The sequence below is a fragment of the Paenibacillus sp. OT2-17 genome (genome assembly GCF_009827695.1).
Lineage (GTDB): Bacteria > Bacillota > Bacilli > Paenibacillales > Paenibacillaceae > Paenibacillus > Paenibacillus polymyxa_B.
The window spans coordinates 1-18,623 of record NZ_WUDQ01000051.1 but is presented as its reverse complement, the minus strand read 5'-3'; the positions used below and the strand labels follow the sequence as shown (position 1 = coordinate 18,623).

General features: G+C 45.1%; 15 protein-coding genes and 1 pseudogene. 15 read left to right on the top strand and 1 reads right to left on the bottom strand.

All coding sequences use genetic code 11. The features are described from left to right. From GRP75_RS10105 to GRP75_RS10095, 3 genes are all read left to right on the top strand, one after another. The coding region (locus GRP75_RS10105; RefSeq protein WP_160789242.1) for a YwmB family TATA-box binding protein at positions 1 to 571 on the top strand (571 nt) is incomplete at its 5' end. A gap of 187 nt (positions 572 to 758) precedes the next feature. After that, a complete protein-coding gene (zwf, locus tag GRP75_RS10100; RefSeq protein WP_025723630.1) occupies positions 759 to 2,315 on the top strand; it encodes a glucose-6-phosphate dehydrogenase in 1,557 nt (518 codons plus the stop codon). 308 nt (positions 2,316 to 2,623) lie between these two features. After that, complete coding sequence (locus tag GRP75_RS10095) at positions 2,624 to 4,204, top strand: peptide chain release factor 3 (protein ID WP_013311888.1); 1,581 nt, start codon at positions 2,624 to 2,626, stop codon at positions 4,202 to 4,204. Between the two features lie 150 nt (positions 4,205 to 4,354). On the opposite strand, the gene GRP75_RS10090 is transcribed toward GRP75_RS10095, so the two are convergent. Then, positions 4,355 to 4,588 carry a small acid-soluble spore protein SspI gene (locus tag GRP75_RS10090; RefSeq protein ID WP_016819939.1) on the bottom strand — a complete coding sequence of 78 codons (234 nt, stop codon included), beginning with the start codon at positions 4,586 to 4,588 and terminating at the stop codon, positions 4,355 to 4,357. A 160-nt stretch (positions 4,589 to 4,748) separates the two neighbouring features. On the opposite strand from GRP75_RS10090, the pseudogene GRP75_RS10085 reads away from it, so the two are divergent. The 12 genes and pseudogenes from GRP75_RS10085 to GRP75_RS10030 form a co-directional block, all read left to right on the top strand. After that, positions 4,749 to 5,414, top strand: a pseudogene (locus GRP75_RS10085) (potassium channel family protein); the annotation flags it as partial. Between the two features lie 82 nt (positions 5,415 to 5,496). After that, positions 5,497 to 6,285: a TrmH family RNA methyltransferase gene (locus GRP75_RS10080; RefSeq protein WP_023990230.1), complete on the top strand. Its 789-nt coding sequence runs from the start codon at positions 5,497 to 5,499 to the stop codon at positions 6,283 to 6,285. Between the two features lie 1,060 nt (positions 6,286 to 7,345). After that, the gene (locus GRP75_RS10075) at positions 7,346 to 8,785 is read left to right on the top strand and encodes a 6-phospho-beta-glucosidase (protein ID WP_160789241.1); all 1,440 of its coding nucleotides are present in this window, start codon (positions 7,346 to 7,348) and stop codon (positions 8,783 to 8,785) included. 277 nt (positions 8,786 to 9,062) lie between these two features. Further along, on the top strand, positions 9,063 to 9,893 hold the full coding sequence (licT, locus tag GRP75_RS10070) for a BglG family transcription antiterminator LicT (protein ID WP_023990227.1): 831 nt from the start codon (positions 9,063 to 9,065) through the stop codon (positions 9,891 to 9,893). Between the two features lie 250 nt (positions 9,894 to 10,143). Further along, positions 10,144 to 12,033: a beta-glucoside-specific PTS transporter subunit IIABC gene (locus tag GRP75_RS10065; RefSeq protein WP_160789240.1), complete on the top strand. Its 1,890-nt coding sequence runs from the start codon at positions 10,144 to 10,146 to the stop codon at positions 12,031 to 12,033. A 219-nt stretch (positions 12,034 to 12,252) separates the two neighbouring features. Next, a complete protein-coding gene (locus GRP75_RS10060; protein ID WP_023990225.1) occupies positions 12,253 to 13,743 on the top strand; it encodes an alanine/glycine:cation symporter family protein in 1,491 nt (496 codons plus the stop codon). A gap of 185 nt (positions 13,744 to 13,928) precedes the next feature. Then, a complete protein-coding gene (locus tag GRP75_RS10055) occupies positions 13,929 to 14,534 on the top strand; it encodes a bifunctional transcriptional activator/DNA repair enzyme AdaA (protein ID WP_160789239.1) in 606 nt (201 codons plus the stop codon). Further along, positions 14,515 to 15,057, top strand: coding sequence for a methylated-DNA--[protein]-cysteine S-methyltransferase (locus tag GRP75_RS10050; protein WP_160789238.1), 543 nt, complete (start codon positions 14,515 to 14,517; stop codon positions 15,055 to 15,057). Before GRP75_RS10055 ends, GRP75_RS10050 begins: the two co-directional genes overlap by 20 nt. After that, positions 15,047 to 15,862, top strand: coding sequence for an SPL family radical SAM protein (locus tag GRP75_RS10045; protein ID WP_160789237.1), 816 nt, complete (start codon positions 15,047 to 15,049; stop codon positions 15,860 to 15,862). Before GRP75_RS10050 ends, GRP75_RS10045 begins: the two co-directional genes overlap by 11 nt. Positions 15,863 to 15,924: 62 nt before the next feature. Next, positions 15,925 to 16,542, top strand: coding sequence for a DNA-3-methyladenine glycosylase family protein (locus tag GRP75_RS10040; protein WP_028541409.1), 618 nt, complete (start codon positions 15,925 to 15,927; stop codon positions 16,540 to 16,542). A gap of 19 nt (positions 16,543 to 16,561) precedes the next feature. Beyond that, positions 16,562 to 17,251: a DNA alkylation repair protein gene (locus GRP75_RS10035; RefSeq protein ID WP_160789236.1), complete on the top strand. Its 690-nt coding sequence runs from the start codon at positions 16,562 to 16,564 to the stop codon at positions 17,249 to 17,251. A gap of 70 nt (positions 17,252 to 17,321) precedes the next feature. Continuing rightward, the coding region (locus tag GRP75_RS10030; RefSeq protein ID WP_160789235.1) for a response regulator at positions 17,322 to 18,623 on the top strand (1,302 nt) is incomplete at its 3' end.

Genomic DNA, 18,623 nt, shown 5'->3' with positions numbered 1-18,623 from the left:
GTGGCAAGGCGATTGGATTTCTAACCATGAAAAGCCGGCAGATGTGGCGGCACAGATAGCCGATCAGCTGAATATACCCACAGTAAACAAACTCGTAGAAAATGGACACACGGTTTATCGTTCTGTTCGTCATAGTGAGGATCTAAGAATCCGCTTAAATGTGATGGAACGTCAAACTGGACAATGGTATGTAGTTGTTCAACTGGAGAGTAATAATGCAGGACGTGAGCGGTTGATTCAGCTTCATAAGCTTTGTGCTGAGCAATTAAAATCTATGGGGATTCAAGCGCAGTGGAACACAGCCCTTCAGCGTTCGCTGCATACAAAGGAATCCAAAGATCAACTGTTGAAACTGACAGAGGCGAGCTTAGCAGAGAACATCTCCATGCAGGCCAAAGAAAGATATACGGATGCGACTACTGTGGCTATATCCTATGAAGCTCCAGAGCTGCCGTTAATGATTCAAAGCGGTGAGCATCAGGTCCAGATGCAGATGGCTGTACATGAAGATAGGGAGCAGCAGAATACACGTATAACGCTCGGTTTCCCGCTCATCACGATTGAATACTGACTTATAAGGTAAATTTATGATTCATCGGATAGCTTATCCATGTAGGATATGATAAAATATCATCAAATCTTTAGTTCCATGTTTTTCGAAAATCAAGTATGATCTTGTATAAATATACACAATACTACATGCGGATTTCGGGGATTGTGGATTGCGGAATCTTGACATGGGAAGAATGAGGTACTTCATGGCTGACATACCTGCTAAAGAATCTGTTGTGACGCAAGGCGCAGTTCTGTTTATTTTTGGCGCTACGGGCGATTTGGCTCGTCGCAAGCTTTTTCCTGCTATTTACAGCTTGTACCGCGAAGGCAAGCTTGCTGAAGATTTTGCCGTTATTGGTGTAGCAAGGCGTCCGCGCACAGAGGAAGAATTCCGTAATGACCTGTATGCTTCCATACAGGAGTTTAGTCGCTACAAAGCAGAAAATGATCAAGAATGGCAGGCATTTGCCGAGCATTTTGAATATAAATCGCTGGATATAAACAATGTCGAAGGGTTCCATGAGCTGAGACAGCAGACGGAGTCTATAGAAAGCAAGTTTAACATACCGGGAAATCGGTTGTTTTATTTGGCCTTGGCTCCTGAATTATTCGGAAGCGTGTCGAAGAGCTTGAAAGATGGCGGCATGATGGATGGCAAGGGCTGGAATCGCCTAGTAATTGAGAAGCCATTCGGTTATAACCTCGAATCTGCACAAGAATTGAACGTTGAAATACGAGAAGTATTTGCCGAAGAAGAAATTTATCGGATTGATCACTATCTTGGTAAGGAAATGGTACAAAATATTGAGGTGATCCGCTTCGCGAACGCCTTCTTTGAACCACTGTGGAATAATAAGCATATTGCCAATGTGCAAATTACGCTTAGTGAAACGGTAGGGGTGGAGGAACGCGGAGGTTACTACGATCATTCCGGCGCCTTGCGGGATATGGGACAGAACCATATGTTGCAAATGCTAACGATGATTGCGATGGAACCACCTAGTCGTTTGTTGCCTGAGGATATCCGTGATGAAAAGGTAAAAGTGCTGCGTTCGCTGCGCCCTTTTGAAACGTCTGAGGATGTGAAAACCAATGTGGTACGTGGCCAATACACCGAAGGCAGTTATCGCGGCCAGCAGTTGCCGGGGTATCGCCAAGAAGACAAGGTAGATCCACAGTCGAACACAGAGACTTATTTTGCTTCACGCGTGTTTGTTGATAATTTCCGTTGGGCTGGCGTACCGTTCTATATTCGTACGGGCAAACGTCTCCCTGTAAAAACAACGGAGATTGTTGTGGAATTTAAGAGCATGCCAACGAACGTGTATCTCGGTCAAAAGCATAAGCTAGAACCGAACTTGCTCGTGATTCGGGTCAATCCAATGGAGGGCATTTACATTAAAATCAATGCCAAGAAACCCGGTTCCGAATCAGATATTGAGCCACTGGCTATGGATTTTTGCCAAAGCTGTATGGTGGGTATCAACTCACCAGAGGCTTATGAACGATTGCTGATGGATGCGATTGAGGGTGATTCGACGTACTTCACGCGTTGGGATGAGGTTGCCACGGCATGGGGATTCGTCGATCGAATCGCCAAGGCATGGCAGCAGGCCCCGGATACGCTGGAAACCTATGCTGCAGGCTCATGGGGACCGGAAGGTGCTCACAAGCTATTGGAGCAGGATGGCTTCAAGTGGTGGCCGGTTAGCGGTCAGGATGAAGATAATGTCATCTGGCGAGTAGGCGGCGTTCAGTAATCCCGATTTGTCCTGCATCCCCCTATGTCCTGTTCAGGACGTAAGGGGATGCTTTGCGTTCCGAGTGTGCTATAATAGCTTAGTCTCAGGTTTTCAGTTTGCAACTGATTATAAGTTAAAGGCAGGCTAAAACATGTAAATAGATCGTATTTATAATGAATATGGTAACGGAGTACGCCGAATACTGGAGCTAACGGCAATATAGCTGATAGGGCCGATGAACTTATGAAAACAGGCGTGCGTCATGGCCTTTTTATGAATAGCTTGAGCAGTAATGCAATGGATTTGATCATGAAGGGATATGTGAAATGAGTAAAACAACAGATATACTTCAACAGGAAGTCGACAAACGGCGTACGTTTGCGATTATTTCTCACCCGGATGCGGGTAAAACGACACTGACGGAAAAGCTGCTGCTGTTCGGGGGCGCGATTCGTCTTGCTGGTTCAGTTAAAGCGCGTAAAGCAAGCAAACACGCCACGAGTGACTGGATGGAGATTGAAAAACAGCGGGGGATCTCTGTAACATCCTCAGTAATGCAATTTGATTATAATGGTCACCGCATCAATATTCTGGACACCCCAGGTCACCAGGATTTCAGTGAAGACACGTATCGTACATTAACAGCAGCAGATAGTGCAGTCATGCTGATTGACGTAGCGAAAGGTGTGGAAGCGCAAACGATTAAGCTGTTTCAAGTTTGTGCGAAGCGTGGAATTCCGATTTTCACCTTCATTAACAAACTGGATCGTGAGGGACGCAGTCCTTTTGATTTGATGGAGGAGCTGGAGCAGGTGCTTGGCATCCGTTCGGTGCCTATGAATTGGCCAATTGGTACAGGACGCGAGCTGTGTGGTGTCTATGACCGTGTCAAAAATCAGGTCGAGCTGTTTCAGGGAGATGACCATTCCACGATCAAAGTACAAAAAGTGGAAGATTACAATGATCCAATCATTCGTGAGATGGCGGGCGAATATTTGCATGACCAATTATGCCAAGACTTGGAGTTGCTTGACGTCGCGGGTGACCCTTTTGACATGGAAAAAGTACAGCGTGGAGAATTAACACCTGTATTCTTCGGCAGTGCGATTAATAATTTTGGTGTACAAACATTTTTGGAAAACTTCCTTCAGCTTGCTCCTAAACCGGAGCCGCGCCGTAGTACAGCTGGGGAAATTGAGCCAACAAACGAAAAGTTTACCGGCTATGTATTTAAAATTCAAGCGAACATGAACCCGGCTCACCGTGACCGTATTGCATTTTTGCGTATTGTCTCCGGTAAGTTTCAACGCGGGATGAGTGTTAAGCATGTACGGATGGGCAAGGAGATTAAGCTGTCTCAGCCACAGCAGTTCCTGGCACAGGACCGTGATATTGTCGAGGAGGCTTTTCCTGGCGATATTATAGGATTGTTTGACCCGGGTATTTTCCGTATTGGTGATTCACTCAGCCAAGGTAGCGAGGTTGTGTTTGATGAATTGCCGACCTTTTCGCCTGAGATTTTTGCCAAGGTAACGGTGAAAAATGCCTTGAAGCACAAACAGTATCTGAAGGGTATTGACCAGTTGACCGAGGAAGGTATGATTCAGGTGTTCCGTACGGTAAGCTTTGACGATACGCTATTGGGTGTTGTCGGGCAACTGCAATTTGAAGTATTTGAGTACCGCATGAAGGGTGAATATGGCGTTGATGTACAGCTTCAGCGTATGCCATTCCAATTTGCACGTTGGATTGTGGATGATCAGATTGATCCGAGCAAGTTCCGTATTAACTCTACGCTGGTAAAGGATAAGAAGGGCAATTATGTTGCCTTGTTCGAAAATGAGTATGCCATGCGTACGGCTATGGAGAAAAACCCGACAGCTAAGTTTTTGGAAATGGCTCCATAAGATTGAGTATGCAGAACCGTTAGATCTAGTCATTTAGTGTATACAACGAATAGTCCACTCGATGTTAATGCGAGTGGACTATTCTCATTTTAGAATACGGGTAAAATAATGAGCACAATTAAATCGGAACAAAAAGTTAAATAGCTAGAGCTAGGTTAAAGGTACGGGTTTGATTTTATCGATTTGTTCATGTGCCAAATGGACGAAATCGTGCTGCTGGTTTGGACTCATATGCTTCCAAGCAATTTCAAGAATGACACCCAATCCAGGCAAAGCGGCCTCCGGTCCGTCCACTGACCCAATAATCATGTCCGTAAGATCAGCTTCTGATTTGCCGTGTACTTTGTGAACAATTGCTTGTCGTAAATCCATTGTAATGGGCATGTGTACCTCCCGTATGTTGTAGTAGTGGTCGAATGTATTATGGCTTGGGCTGTTGTCCAGTATACATGGAGAAGCATTTGGCATAAGTATGTCAAAATTTATGTTTGCAACATGATATGCTATACTATGACGGACAGTATGGTGATCGGGAGGTAAAGAAGGAATGGCAAAAAAACAGTATGCGGTCATTGGCATGGGCCGTTTTGGTTCCAGTGTTGCCAGTGCGCTGAGTGAGATGGGTTTTGATGTGCTGGCTATTGACTCGGACGAGCAGCGTACACAGGAAATGTCGAATATTGTGACGCATGCGGTATCTGCTGACTCGACGGATGAGGAAGCGCTGCGAGCGCTGGGTATCCGTAATTTTGACGTAATCGTAGTTGCAATTGGCGAAGATATACAGGCCAGTATTCTGACGACATTGATTCTCAAGGACATGGGCGTACCAGCTCTTGTGGTCAAGGCACAAAATGAATTGCACGGGAAAGTGCTGCAAAAAATAGGTGCGGATAAAGTCGTTTATCCTGAACGGGATATGGGGTTACGGGTAGCTCATCATTTGACATCTCCCAACATTTTGGATTATATCGAGCTGTCCAAGGACTACAGTATTTTGGAGATGAGAGCCGCCGATTCCATGATTGGCAAAAACCTGAAAGAGCTAGACATACGTGCACGCTTCGGCTGCAATGTGATGGCGATTCGTAGAAATCAGGAAATGAATATTTCACCTTATGCCGAAGATCGTCTGGAGCCGGGTGATGTACTGGTCATTGTGGGCCACAAGGATGATCTGACCAAGCTGGAGCTGGCATTTGTAGCCTAATGAAGGCTTGATGTTCAAGTACAAGTGAAGTGATACATTATTTATTTTTAAGAAATGGACAAAGAAATGGAAGGTTAAACGAATGGAAATCATTTCACCGAATAATGCGCGTGTAAAAGAGTGGGCGCAACTGCTGGAGAAAAAGCATCGCACACGGCAGCATAAATATATTGTCGAGGGTATTCATCTGGTGCAGGAAGCGCTGCGTTCAGACGCGGCTGTCGAAACCGTCGCCTATGATTTGGACAAGGGCATTCCCGCCGAGCTGAATGGCCTGGATCCAGCCGACCAGCCGGTGGAATGGGTTCCCGTGTCAGCGGCGGTCATTGCAAAATGCACCGATACGAAGACGCCGCAGTCGGTCTTTGCCATCGTGCGTAAGGAGGAGCGCAGCGCATTCCCGGCATTGCTGGAGCAGCCGGATGCACTGGTGATGGTGCTGGACGGGGTGCAGGACCCCGGCAATGTAGGCACCATCATCCGCAGCGCGGACGCTGCTGGAGCCGCAGGCGTAATATTGGGTCATGGCTGCGCCGACCTGTACAATCCCAAAACGATCCGCTCCACGATGGGATCGTTGTTTCACCTGCCGGTGATTGAAGGCAGTCTGGAGGAGCTTTTACCGCAGGCCAAAAGTAAAGGTGCCCGCTTGCTCAGCACCTCACTGGATGCGAGCTTGTCATGCTATACCATAGATTTGCGTGTTTCCACTTGGCTTGTGATCGGAAACGAAGGCCAAGGTATTTCTGCTGCTACCGCGCGCATGGTGGATGAGTCGGTATTCATTCCGATGCAGGGGCAAGCGGAATCACTGAACGCAGCGATGGCTTCTACGGTGCTATTATTTGAGGCGATGAGACAACGAAACTAAGAGAATGAACACGGGGCTGCTGGTGTGGTTTCTAACATCAAATGGGACTATTTATATTGTCAATTGAGACTAGGAACATCCACGCCTGCACCTGGCCTTTCTTCCGCCCTATAGTCCCAACCTGATCCAGTCGAGGGGGCTATGGCTTAAATCCAATGTGGCGAATAACGTGTTTTTTTAGAGGTTTTATAAGATTAAGTTCATGCCGGCCGGTTTATGAAACGAATCAATGAACAACCGCTAGAAACAATTGGTCGGCTACTGGTTAGGTTATGATCTTAATTGCGGTTTATATAGTAACAAATAGAAAGGTATTTGATTATGATATTCATTAACAAAAAAACTATTAATAAGCTAACTGAATCGCATAGAGAACCTAACATGCTTATCTGCTATTCAACTCCTCAAAGCCTTTCGGCTTGGACAAGTCGAGCTATATTACTCCTAAATAATGATAAAATTATTATCCTTTTCCTGAATCTATTTTCCACTAAAGTAGTACAAAAAGTTGAATTTGAAGTAGCTGATTTACAAGAACAAAAATATCATTCCATATATCTGTCTTCTGCAATATGGTCATTTAACAGTAAAGGACAGCATTGGAGGTTCAAGATAATCAAAAAAATTATACCTCTTGGCTCTATGCAAAGGGATTTTCTAAATTTCTTGCAACAAAATATTTTAAATTAGCGACTGAGTAGATCACCGATCTCCGAAAACATGTGCCCTTCCAGACGAAGGCGAACAGCCAGGTATCTTTCGTAAAGTCGTTTATCTGAGGTCTCTTTCATGGTTCTTTTCATTACCCAATAGGCGATTGAAATAATGTTGTTGGTTTGTTAATTGCGTGTTATTATATCAAATGAATTTGACAGGTTCCCAAATCTTTGTTAGAGTTTCAATCAAATACGTATAACCTTTTCATGGGATGTTACCGATAGGGCATAACCTGAATTGGCTTGTTTACACTGCAAGTGTATACAGGCTGGTTTGGGTTTTTTTATATCCATCACCCACCCTCTAGGAACCCCTTTATCACACATTTGGAAGGAGAACGTTTATGACCAGCTTTATTTTTCCTAAAGACTTTTTATGGGGCGGTGCTCTTGCTGCCAATCAGGCCGAGGGTGCTTATTTGGAAGACGGTAAAGGATTGAGTCTGGTTGATTTGCTGCCTACCGGAGAGAAGAGAAGAAACATAATGAAAGGGAATGTTCCTTCACTGACTCCACTTGAAAGCGAATTCTATCCTTCCCACGAAGCCATTGATTTCTATCACCACTATCGCGAGGATATCGCGCTATTTGCAGAAATGGGATTTAAGGCGCTGCGTGTTTCCATTGCCTGGGCTCGTATTTTTCCAACAGGAGAAGACGCTACTCCAAATGAAGCAGGTTTGCAATTCTACGATGACTTGTTCGACGAGTTGCATAAACATGGCATTCAGCCAGTCGTTACCCTCGCTCATTTTGACGTGCCAGTGGATCTGGTCGAGAAATATGGAAGCTGGCGGAGCCGGAAGCTGGTAAGCCTGTTTGAAACCTATGCTAAAACAGTATTCACCCGCTACAAGGATAAAGTGAAATACTGGATGACATTCAACGAGATTAACATGCTTCTCCATTTGCCGTTTCTCGGCGCCGGTCTTGTTTTTCAAGAAGGTGAAAACGTTAAACAGATTCAGTATCAGGCTGCACATCATCAGCTTGTGGCAAGCGCGCTGGCTGTAAAAGCGTGTCACGAGATTATCCCGGATGCCAAGATTGGCTGTATGCTTGCTGCCGGCAGCTTCTATCCGTATACATGTAATCCCGAAGATGTGTATCAGGGCATGGAAAAAGACCGCGAGTCCTACTTCTTCATTGATGTACAGTCACGCGGCGAATATCCTGGCTATGCGAAGCGCTTCTTCAAGGATCATGGATTAAACATTGAGATGGAATCAGGCGACGCAGCCATTTTGAAAGATCATACCGTTGACTATATCGGATTCAGCTATTATTCAAGCCGGACGACCAGCACAGACCCGGAAATCGTCAAGAACATGACCAGCGGTAATGTATTTGGCTCTGTGGCCAATCCATATCTGGACAAGTCCGAATGGGGCTGGACGATCGATCCAAAAGGATTCCGCATCACAGCCAACCAATTGCATGACCGTTACCAAAAGCCTCTGTTCGTAGTGGAAAACGGTTTTGGTGCCAATGATGTGGTTTCGCCTGAAGGAGAAGTTAACGACGATTACCGGATCGACTATCTCAAGCGGCATATTGCCGAAATGGGTGAGGCTCTTCAAGACGGAGTCGAAATTATCGGTTACACAAGTTGGGGACCTATTGACATTGTCAGCGCTTCCTCAGGAGAGATGAAAAAACGCTACGGTTATATTTATGTGGACCGCGACAACGAAGGCAACGGTTCATTGAAACGTATTAAAAAGAAAAGCTTCCACTGGTACAAAAACGTAATTCATTCCGACGGAGAAAATTTGGGCGAATAATCGTACCACAAGAAAATAGGATCGGATGTCCCGGGCCCACGGGAATTTCCGATCTTCGTTTCTTCATTGAAAGCGTTGACAATCGTTCCTCTTCGGGCTATACTTGACGCAATTCCATCATTTTTAGGATTGTTACTGCGTAGCAGGCAAAACCTAAGCCACAAATAAGAAGATGTTACAGTCTTGTTTATTTGGCGTGCTTCGGTTTTTTTTCTGTTTACAATAAAGAGGATGGAGCAAGTGTGGCTCTTGCTGGCATATGGAACGGGGGATCAAGATGAACATAGCAAAGGTCATCAACAACAATGTAATCAGCGTCTACCAGACGGACGGTACCGAACTCGTGGTAATGGGTCGGGGGATTGCTTTTAAGAAAAAGCCTGGAGACAAAGTAGACGAAACCAGAATTCAGAAGGTATTTGCCCTGAAAAACAAGCAGACGTCCGATAACTTTAAAATGTTGTTGCGTGAGGTACCGCTTGATTTGATCGTGATTGTGGAGGAAGTCATTAATGATGCCAAGCATAATCTGAACAGAAAGCTGAACGAAAATATTTATGTTTCGCTGACCGATCATATCAATTTCGCTGTTGAAAGATACCGGGAAGGATTGGAAATCAAAAACGCGTTATTGTGGGAAGTCAAGCAGCTGTATAAAGAAGAATTCGCGATTGGTCTGAAAACGTTGGAGCAAATCAAACAAAGGCTCGGTATTGAACTGCCTGTGGACGAAGCAGCTTATATTGCGATTCACATCGTGAATGCTGAAATGAACGAGGAAGTCATTACGACCATGAGTATCACGAAGTTTATCCAGCAAATTATCAATATTGCAAAATATCACTTTAAGGTCGATTTTGACGAGGACTCTCTGAGCTATTTCCGCTTTATTACGCATCTGAAATTTTTCGCTCAGCGCGTATTTAAGGGAAATCACTACGAAAATAACTATGATCATTTGTATGACATGATTAAGGAAAAGCACAAGGAAGCAGCTGCTTGCACAGAGAAAATTGGTGCTTTTGTGCAAAAAGAATACAACCACGAATTGACTAATGAAGAAAAGCTATATCTAACCGTGCATATTGAACGGGTGGTGAATAGATAAGTCGAACTTTTTCGACGAAAAAGGATCAAAAATATATGATTAAAAGTTTTTGTTGACAAATATGGTGGATTAATTATATTATGATAGTAACAGGAATTTAATAAGTTTTAACTGGGATTGTTACTGGTTATGCAGGCAAAACCTAAGTCATGAAAAATTGCGGGAATAAAGTGCCCACCATTTTTCAAGGCTTAGGTTTTTTGTGTGCCTAAATATGTGAAAATCCCCTTAGAACATGGAGGTGTCCATCATGAGTAATGAAAAACTGGCTAAGGAAATTGTACACCTGGTAGGTGGCGAAAAAAATGTAATATCGCTCGTTCACTGCGCCACTCGCCTGCGTTTTGTGCTAAAAGATGAGGCAAAAGCAGACAAGGGAAAGCTGGAAAAAACCGATGGAATTATCACGGTAAAGCAAAGCGGTGGTCAGTTCCAGGTTGTAGTCGGCAACAATGTACCAGAGGTATATAATGCAATCGGTAAAGTATCCAATATTTTGAATGAAACTGGAAAAGAAGATCATTCAGCTAAAGGCAACAAAGGATTTGGCGCCGTAATCGACGTAATTTCCAGCATTTTTGCACCGTTGCTTGGAGTTATGGCGGGGTCCGGTATTTTGAAAGGTCTGCTGCTGATTGCGAGTAACCTTGGTTGGTTGCTACCGAAAGACACTACCTATATGATTTTGTATGCTGCGGCCGACAGCTTGTTTTATTTCCTCCCTCTCTTGTTAGCGGTTACAACGGCACGGAAATTTGGAGGTAATATCTTCGTTGCCCTGACCATTGCCGGAGGGTTGCTTTACCCGACCATTGTCACGCTAAAAACGGAAGGTACACCTACGGACTTTTTCGGTATTCCTATTGTTATGATGAGTTATTCATCTACCGTTATTCCGATCATTTTAGCCGTCATCGTCATGAGTAAGCTGGAAAAATGGTGCAATCGAGTGATCCACGAGAGCGTTAAAAACTTTATTACACCTTTGATTCTACTTGTAATTATGCTTCCTCTGACCCTGATGGTCTTTGGTCCAGTCGGGGTGTATGTGGGCAACGCAATCGCTACCGCACTCGTTGCTGCGTTCAGCTTTAGTCCGTTGCTGGCTGGAGCAATCCTTGGTGCTTGCTGGCAGCTGCTCGTTATTTTTGGTGTTCACTGGGGGCTTATACCTGTATTTATTAATAACATTGCTGTCAACGGCCGGGATGGCATTAAGCCCGCTGCTTCGGCTTCCGTCTTTGCTCAAACCGGCGCAGCGTTCGGTGTTATGCTGAAAACGAAAAATAAAAAGCTGAAAACGCTGGCGGGTTCCGCTACACTTACCGCTTTATTCGGCATCACGGAGCCAGCAGTTTATGGGGTTACGTTGCCACTGAAACGTCCGTTTATTGCAGGTATTATCGGCGGCGCCGCCGGTGGTGCCATTATCGGTCAAGCGGGAACGCAAGCATTTGCCTCTGGCGCACCTGGGTTGCTGACCTTGCCGATCTTTTACGGCCCTGGTGGACAAGGATTCCCGGGATTGATTTTAGGGATTACCGTTTCATTCCTGGTGTCGGCCATCTTGACTTATATTTTAGGTTTTGAAGATCCAGTTGAAGAAGAGGAAACTACTAACAATTCGGCTAAAGAATCGACCTCTACAGTTGTTGTTTCTAATGAAGAGGTACTCAGCCCAATTGAAGGAACTGTGGTCGCTTTGTCGGAGGTTCCCGATCCTGCATTTGCTTCAGAGGCTATGGGCAAAGGTATCGCCATCCAACCGACAACGGGCAGAGTCGTGGCCCCTTTCGATGGAACCATCACTGTGGCGTTCAAGAAAAAACATGCGCTTGCGATTGTTTCACCCCATGGCGCAGAAGTTTTGATTCATGTTGGAGTAGATACAGTCAAGCTGGACGGTAAATATTTTACTTCCCATATCAAAGAAGGCGACGAGGTAAAAGCTGGGGATCTACTGCTTGAGTTTGATGTTGAGCAAATCAGGGCAGAGGGTTATCCTACGATTACGCCAGTTATCATTACAAACTCTTCCCAATATGTCGAGATCCTTCCAATCGCTCAAGGAGAGGTAACGGAGCAGTCCCCACTGTTGAAATTGTCTAGTGCTTCAAATGAGAAAGAGGGCATCGCCTGATGTCTTAAGAATAAAGCTCTGATGGTCCACATTCCCGGATCATCAGAGCTTTTTTGTCGTCATTTTATGTAGCCGGTAAGCTCACTTGTAATTGACAATATGTCAATTAAATTAACTTGTATGGGGGTAAAAACTAATCTATAATTTTTTGTAATTATGCAAATTTTCTGAAAACATAGACTAGAAAATCAATTGATTGATCAGGGGGAAATACAAGGAATGTTAGAGCAGTGGGCAGAGGCAGTAAACGGCGTCATTTGGAGCAATCCTGTGGTATATGTCTGTTTGGGCGTGGGACTATTATTTTCGATCATGACTCGATTCCTACAAATCAGGCATTTCAGAGAGATGATCCGTCTAGTATTTAAAGGGAAAAGTTCAGAGGCAGGTGTATCTTCTTTTCAGGCCTTTACGATGGCGCTATCGGGGCGTGTAGGGACGGGAAATATTGCTGGGATTGCATTGGCAGTCGGTATGGGTGGACCCGGGGCGATATTTTGGATGTGGGTCATGGCTTTTATCGGATCGGCTACTGCGTTTGTTGAATCCACACTGGCTCAGGTATATAAGGTAAAGCGCGATGGTCAGTACCGAGGCGGCCCGGCCTTTTATATTGAAAAAGGGACAGGCTTTAAATGGTTTGCCGTCATTTTTGCGGTTGCTGCGTTGGTCGCGATGTGTTTACTGATGCCGGGAACTCAATCGAACTCTATTGCCGTAGCTTTTCATAGCTCGTTTGGCATGGATATGAAGGTTTCCGGGATAGTAGTAGTCGTGTTGCTGGCGCTTATCATTTTTGGTGGTGTAAAAAGGATTGCCAATGTGGCTCAGGTTGTCATTCCGTTTATGGCACTTGGCTACATCCTTGTCTCTTTTTATATTATGATGACGAATATTACTGCGCTTCCCGATGTATTTTCGCTGATTTTTCGCAGTGCTTTTGGCGTGGATTCTGTGTTCGGCGGTATGGCAGGGACGGCGATTGCCTGGGGCGTAAAACGGGGCATTTACTCCAACGAAGCCGGGCAAGGCTCAGGTGCGCATCCGGCAGCAGCCGCGGAAGTGTCTCATCCCGCAAAACAGGGGCTAGTTCAGGCATTTTCCGTGTATGTGGATACCTTTTTAGTCTGTACGTCTACGGCTTTTATGGTCTTATTCACAGGTATGTACAACGTGAAGGGACCTGGTGGCGATTTTATTGTACAGCATCTCCCGGGTGTTGAAGAGGGAACCCAATATACACAGGCTGCTATTGAATCAGTATTTCCCGGTTTTGGATCGAGTCTGCTGTCCATTACCTTGTTCTTTTTCGCATTTACGACCATTATCGCCTATTATTACATCGCAGAAACGAATATGGCCTACCTGGTTGCCGACCGTAAAGCCAAATGGCCCATGTTCGTTCTAAAGCTGGTTATCCTGGGTTCGACGTTCTATGGAACGGTCGTCAAGGAATCGGCGTTGGCGTGGACACTGGGGGATATGGGGGTCGGTATTATGCTCTGGGTGAATCTGATTGCTATGATTCTGTTAGCCAAGCCTGCTCTTCTTGTGCTTAAGGATTACGAACAGCAGCAGAGGCAAGGACTGGACCCGGTGTTTGACCCGGAGAAGGCAGGTATTTCAAATGCCGAGTATTGGTCAAAGGAATATCAGCCTCCTTCAGATGAGTTGACGATTACCGCCAAACCGAGCAAGCTGCAAGCCTAAATAAGATAGATAAGTAAGATCAAAGGTGGCTCCGCGGGGAGTCATCTTTTTTTCGTTATCTTGCCTTTACATTCCAAGAGGGGTACATATGTTCACTATTTAGTCTATAATTTAGACAGACGGATTTAGAAAAATTCTGCCATAGATATGTGGGGAGGCCACATTGCACAAGAGAGGTGATTTGAATGAGCACATCCGATTTATCCATAACTGACGACAAGTGGAGAGCTATTGTAGAAAACGACAAGTCATATGACGGGGTATTTTTGTACGCTGTGAAGACAACGGGAATATTTTGTCGCCCCTCCTGCAAATCCCGTCCTCCCAAAAGAGAAAACATCCGTATATTTAAAACAGCAGAGCAGGCATTGGCCGAGCATTTCCGTCCATGCAAAAGATGCAAACCGACAGGACAACGATTGCCTGATCATGAATGGATCGCACTGGTTACAGAATACGTGAATTCTAACTATATGAAGGACTTAACATTGCACATCCTGGCTGAAATAAGCCATGGAAGTCCGTATCATTTACATCGTACCTTCAAGCGGATCATGCATCTAACTCCGATGGAATATATACAGCAGACCAGGTTGGAACAAGCGAAGAAGCTGCTCATTTGCTCAGATATATCTGTTGCGGAAGTGGGGGAGAACGTAGGTCTGTGCAATGCACCTTACTTTATTACGTTATTTAAAAAGAATACAGGCTACACCCCATTGCAATATCGCCAACTCAAATTGAAAGCAACACAAAATGGAGGTACACAGCATGGCACAGCAAATAAATAAAACGATCTATTGGTCATTGTTGACACATGAGGATTGGAATTTATATATTGCAGCTACATCGGAAGGACTATGTTATGTAGGTTCGCCCAATCAACCTGTAGAGGAATTGTTTTCATGGGCGGGAAGGCGATTTCCCGGCAGTCCTTTAGTTGAAGAGGATGCTGCTTTACAGCCCTATGCCAAGGAGCTGATTGAATATCTCCAAGGGGAGCGGGCCCAATTTACATTGCCCTTTGATTTTCATGGGACTGCGTTCCAGATGGCGGTTTGGAATGCGTTGTGTGATATTCCGTATGGGGAAACACTATCCTATTCAGACATTGCCAACGCTATTCAAAAGCCAGCCTCTGTTCGTGCGGTGGGGGCTGCCATCGGTGCTAATCCAATTTTGGTCACGGTCCCTTGTCATCGGGTCATCGGTAAAAATGGAGCTATGACCGGATATCGTGGTGGTTTGGACATGAAGGTGAAGCTTTTGCAGCTCGAAAAGGAAAGTGTGGCATCGGTTCAGTATGAAAAATGAGTATTACAAATCCCCCAAGACTCTTCTGAATAAAGGGACCGGCTTCTTGTCAGGGTATACACATTCGTTGAACCCGTATACAGGTTGTACCTTTGGTTGCTCGTATTGCTATGTACGCCAATTGCCAGTCTCCACATTTCGGAAGGAAGCTTGGGGGACATGGGTTGATATTAAAAATCAGGCGGCAGATATTCTTCGTAAGGAGCTTCGCAGAGCCAAGTCCAAAGGTAAAGTCACGATTTTTATGTCGTCAAGCACAGATCCTTATCAGCCTGCCGAGTACAAGGAAGAGGTGACCCGGTCTCTGCTGGAGGTGATGGTGGAGGATCCACCTGATTTTCTCTTTTTACAGACGCGCAGTCCACTGGTACGGCGGGATACCGATTTACTGCTTCGATTGGGGGATCGTGTTCGTGTGAGTATGACTGTAGAAACAGATCGAGAAGATATACGCAAACATTTTACCCCGGAGGCTCCTCCCATCCAGGCTCGTCTCCAAACGCTGCATCTCTTAAAGGAGGCAGGTGTACCAACCCAAGCTACGATTGCTCCGATGCTTCCAAGCAGTGAACATTTTGCAGACAAGCTTTTGCCTCTGGTCAACCGTGTCTGTATTGATGATTATTTTATGGGAGACGGCAGTGGGGGAAGACGAACGCGTAGCTTAAAAATTGGTGCGTTGTACGAGTCATTGGGGCTGGAAGAATGGTATCATCCTGCTGCCTATAAGGCGGTTTATGAACGTTTTCTCCATGTTTTCCCGAAAGAGCAGCTCTATGTGAGCAAAGAAGGATTTGAACCCTGATGTAAAAGCAGTCCATGCCATTGAATCAAGAGTGAGCATATAAGGGGGCAGCGGGAGAACGAATGCAAACCGTAATGACCAAAAACTTTGATTATGGAGAAAAGGAAATCAATTATCTAAAAAACGTAGACACCGTACTTGGTGCAGCGATGACGCAAATGGGCAAGGTAGAACGGATCATCATTCCCGACCTGTTCGCGGCGCTCGTTCATGCGATTGTGGGACAGCTTATATCGGCCAAGGCGGTTCAAACCATATGGGCAAGGATGCAGGAGAAGTTAGGGGTGATTACTCCACAAAATATAGCCGTTCAGACGGCTTTAGAAATTCAAAGCTGTGGCATCACCATGAAAAAGGCCACATGTATTCTAAATATAGCCCAAACGATCGAGCAGGGCCTGTTGGATTTACAGGAATTATATGAGCTTTCCGATGCACAGGTGATCCAGAAATTGTCCTCGCTGCAAGGGATAGGACCTTGGACGGCTGAAATGATGCTGATTAATTGTATGGAGCGTCCAGATGTCGTCAGTTGGGGCGATATGGCTATTCGACGGGGAATGATGAAGTTGTACCATCTAGATACATTGACCAAGCAGCAATTTGAGGAGTACCGCCGAGTTTATTCGCCTTATGGTTCGGTGGCCTCTATTTATTTGTGGAGTATTTCATTTCGTTAAGAATCAGGGAGTGGAAACGATGGAGAAAACAATCAGAGAACAGATACTGTCATACGTGGATGCAGATTTTCAGAAATTTACGGCTGCATTGCTTCCGACGATTAATAATGTGCTGGGTGTACGTCTGCCAGTGCTGCGTAAGCTAGCTCAAAATATTGCCAAAGGAGATTGGCGTCTCTACCTGGAGACCGCTGAAAGTGAGCACTTCGAAGAAGTCATGCTGCAAGGCATGGTGATTGGTTCTGTAAAAACGGATATAGAGGAAGTTTTGAGTTATACCGCCAAGTTTGTTCCTAAAATTGATAATTGGTCCGTATGTGATAGTTTCTGTGCCGGATTGAAAATCACAAAACATCATAAAGAACGGGTGTGGGAGTTTATTCAGCCCTATCTATTCTCCAAGAAAGAATATGAAATTCGGTTTGGTGTGGTTATGCTTCTTAATTTTTATATTGAGGAACAGTATATGAAGCGGGTGTTTACTTTACTGGATCAGACCCATCGCGAGGATTATTATGTACAAATGGCGGTAGCATGGGCGATATCGATCTGTTATATCAAGCTACCTGAGGTAACCATGGCGTATTTAAGTCATAATACATTAGATGATTTTACCTTCAACAAAGCACTGCAAAAAATCACGGAATCATATCGGGTGGATCAGGCAACGAAAACGACTATCCGCGGTATGAAGCGAAAAAGAAAATAGGATCGGCTCCCACCTGTAAGTGTTATACTGAAAAAAAATGCGTGTATGAAAACGAACAGGAGGGGAGTCAGTGAATTCGATCCCGCTGGGAGTACTTGTTGTGGATGATGAAACTAGACAGCGTCGAGGTTTGGCTGCCATGGTCAGGGATCTACGTCCCGAATACGAGGTATGGGAAGCCAAGAACGGGAAAGATGCTCTGACCATTTCGTTATCCAAACCGATCCAAATCGTTTTTACAGATATTCAAATGCCGATCATGAATGGACTTGAATATCTTCAACAATTGAGAACATCTGGTCAGCATGAGACCAAAGTTATTTTAGTGACAGTCTACCAGGAATTTAGCTATGCACAGCAGGCGGTGAGGTACGGGGCGAATGATTATTTGGTGAAACCGGTGCAATCGCAGCAGCTCATTGAAGTGATTCAACATATGGAGAAGATCATTGTAGAGGAGCAGGAAGCACTGATTGGGAATCAAACAGCGTTGAATCAGATCGAGCAGAGTATGCCTGCATTTGTGGAGCATTTGTTTAGCAAATGCGTGACAGACAAATTACAGCCTAATGAGAAAATCCTATTAAAGAGTCACTTTGGATGGCGTGGGGTAGGAGAAGTTCTCGCGTTGGGAGCATCGGCGGCCCACCCGGAGGATATACATATGTGGGCTTCTCAGCTCCGTAATACGGTTGTTGAAATATTGCGACCTTGGGCGTCTTCTGTCGTGTTTCCACTCGAATCCCGTAAAGACCATGTGGTTGCAGTAGTGAATTGGAAGGATAGGGCTGAAGGCAAGGAGGCCAAAAGCGCCCTGCAAGCTGGGCTGAAAAAGTTGGAGCAACAGCAAGCGATTTCAATCTGGTTTGCTTGGGGTCACCCTTTTAATTTTGATGAAATGCAAATAAGCCAATCTCACGAAAAGGCCGTTGGCCTGATCTCCATGCGTTTTTATACACCTCACATCAGATGTTTGAACCTTGTCGTTTCAGATGATGAGCGGCCAGTACAGGAAATGAGCGCACACGAACAAAGGGCCTTTTTTAAATTTATTGAAAGCGCTATCTCTAATGGAGAGCCCGATCAGCTATTGGGTCAGGTGAAAAATTTCATTGGACAAATGACACAAGGGTATCCTGCACCTGAAGCGCTTAAAGCTAAATTGGTACACCTTCTGTTGGTTAGTTTACAACGGTTAAATATAGGGTGGAGTGAGGAAGTCTACTCACGTTTCTCGGAACGTTTGAACAAAGCTGTCGAAGGGGCAACCTATCTTCGGAATCTTGAGGATGGTGTTGCAACATGGTTAAAAGAGCTGATTCTTGAGCTTCATAGCGGCTCCAAAGGCGAACCCATTATGAACAAGTGCAAG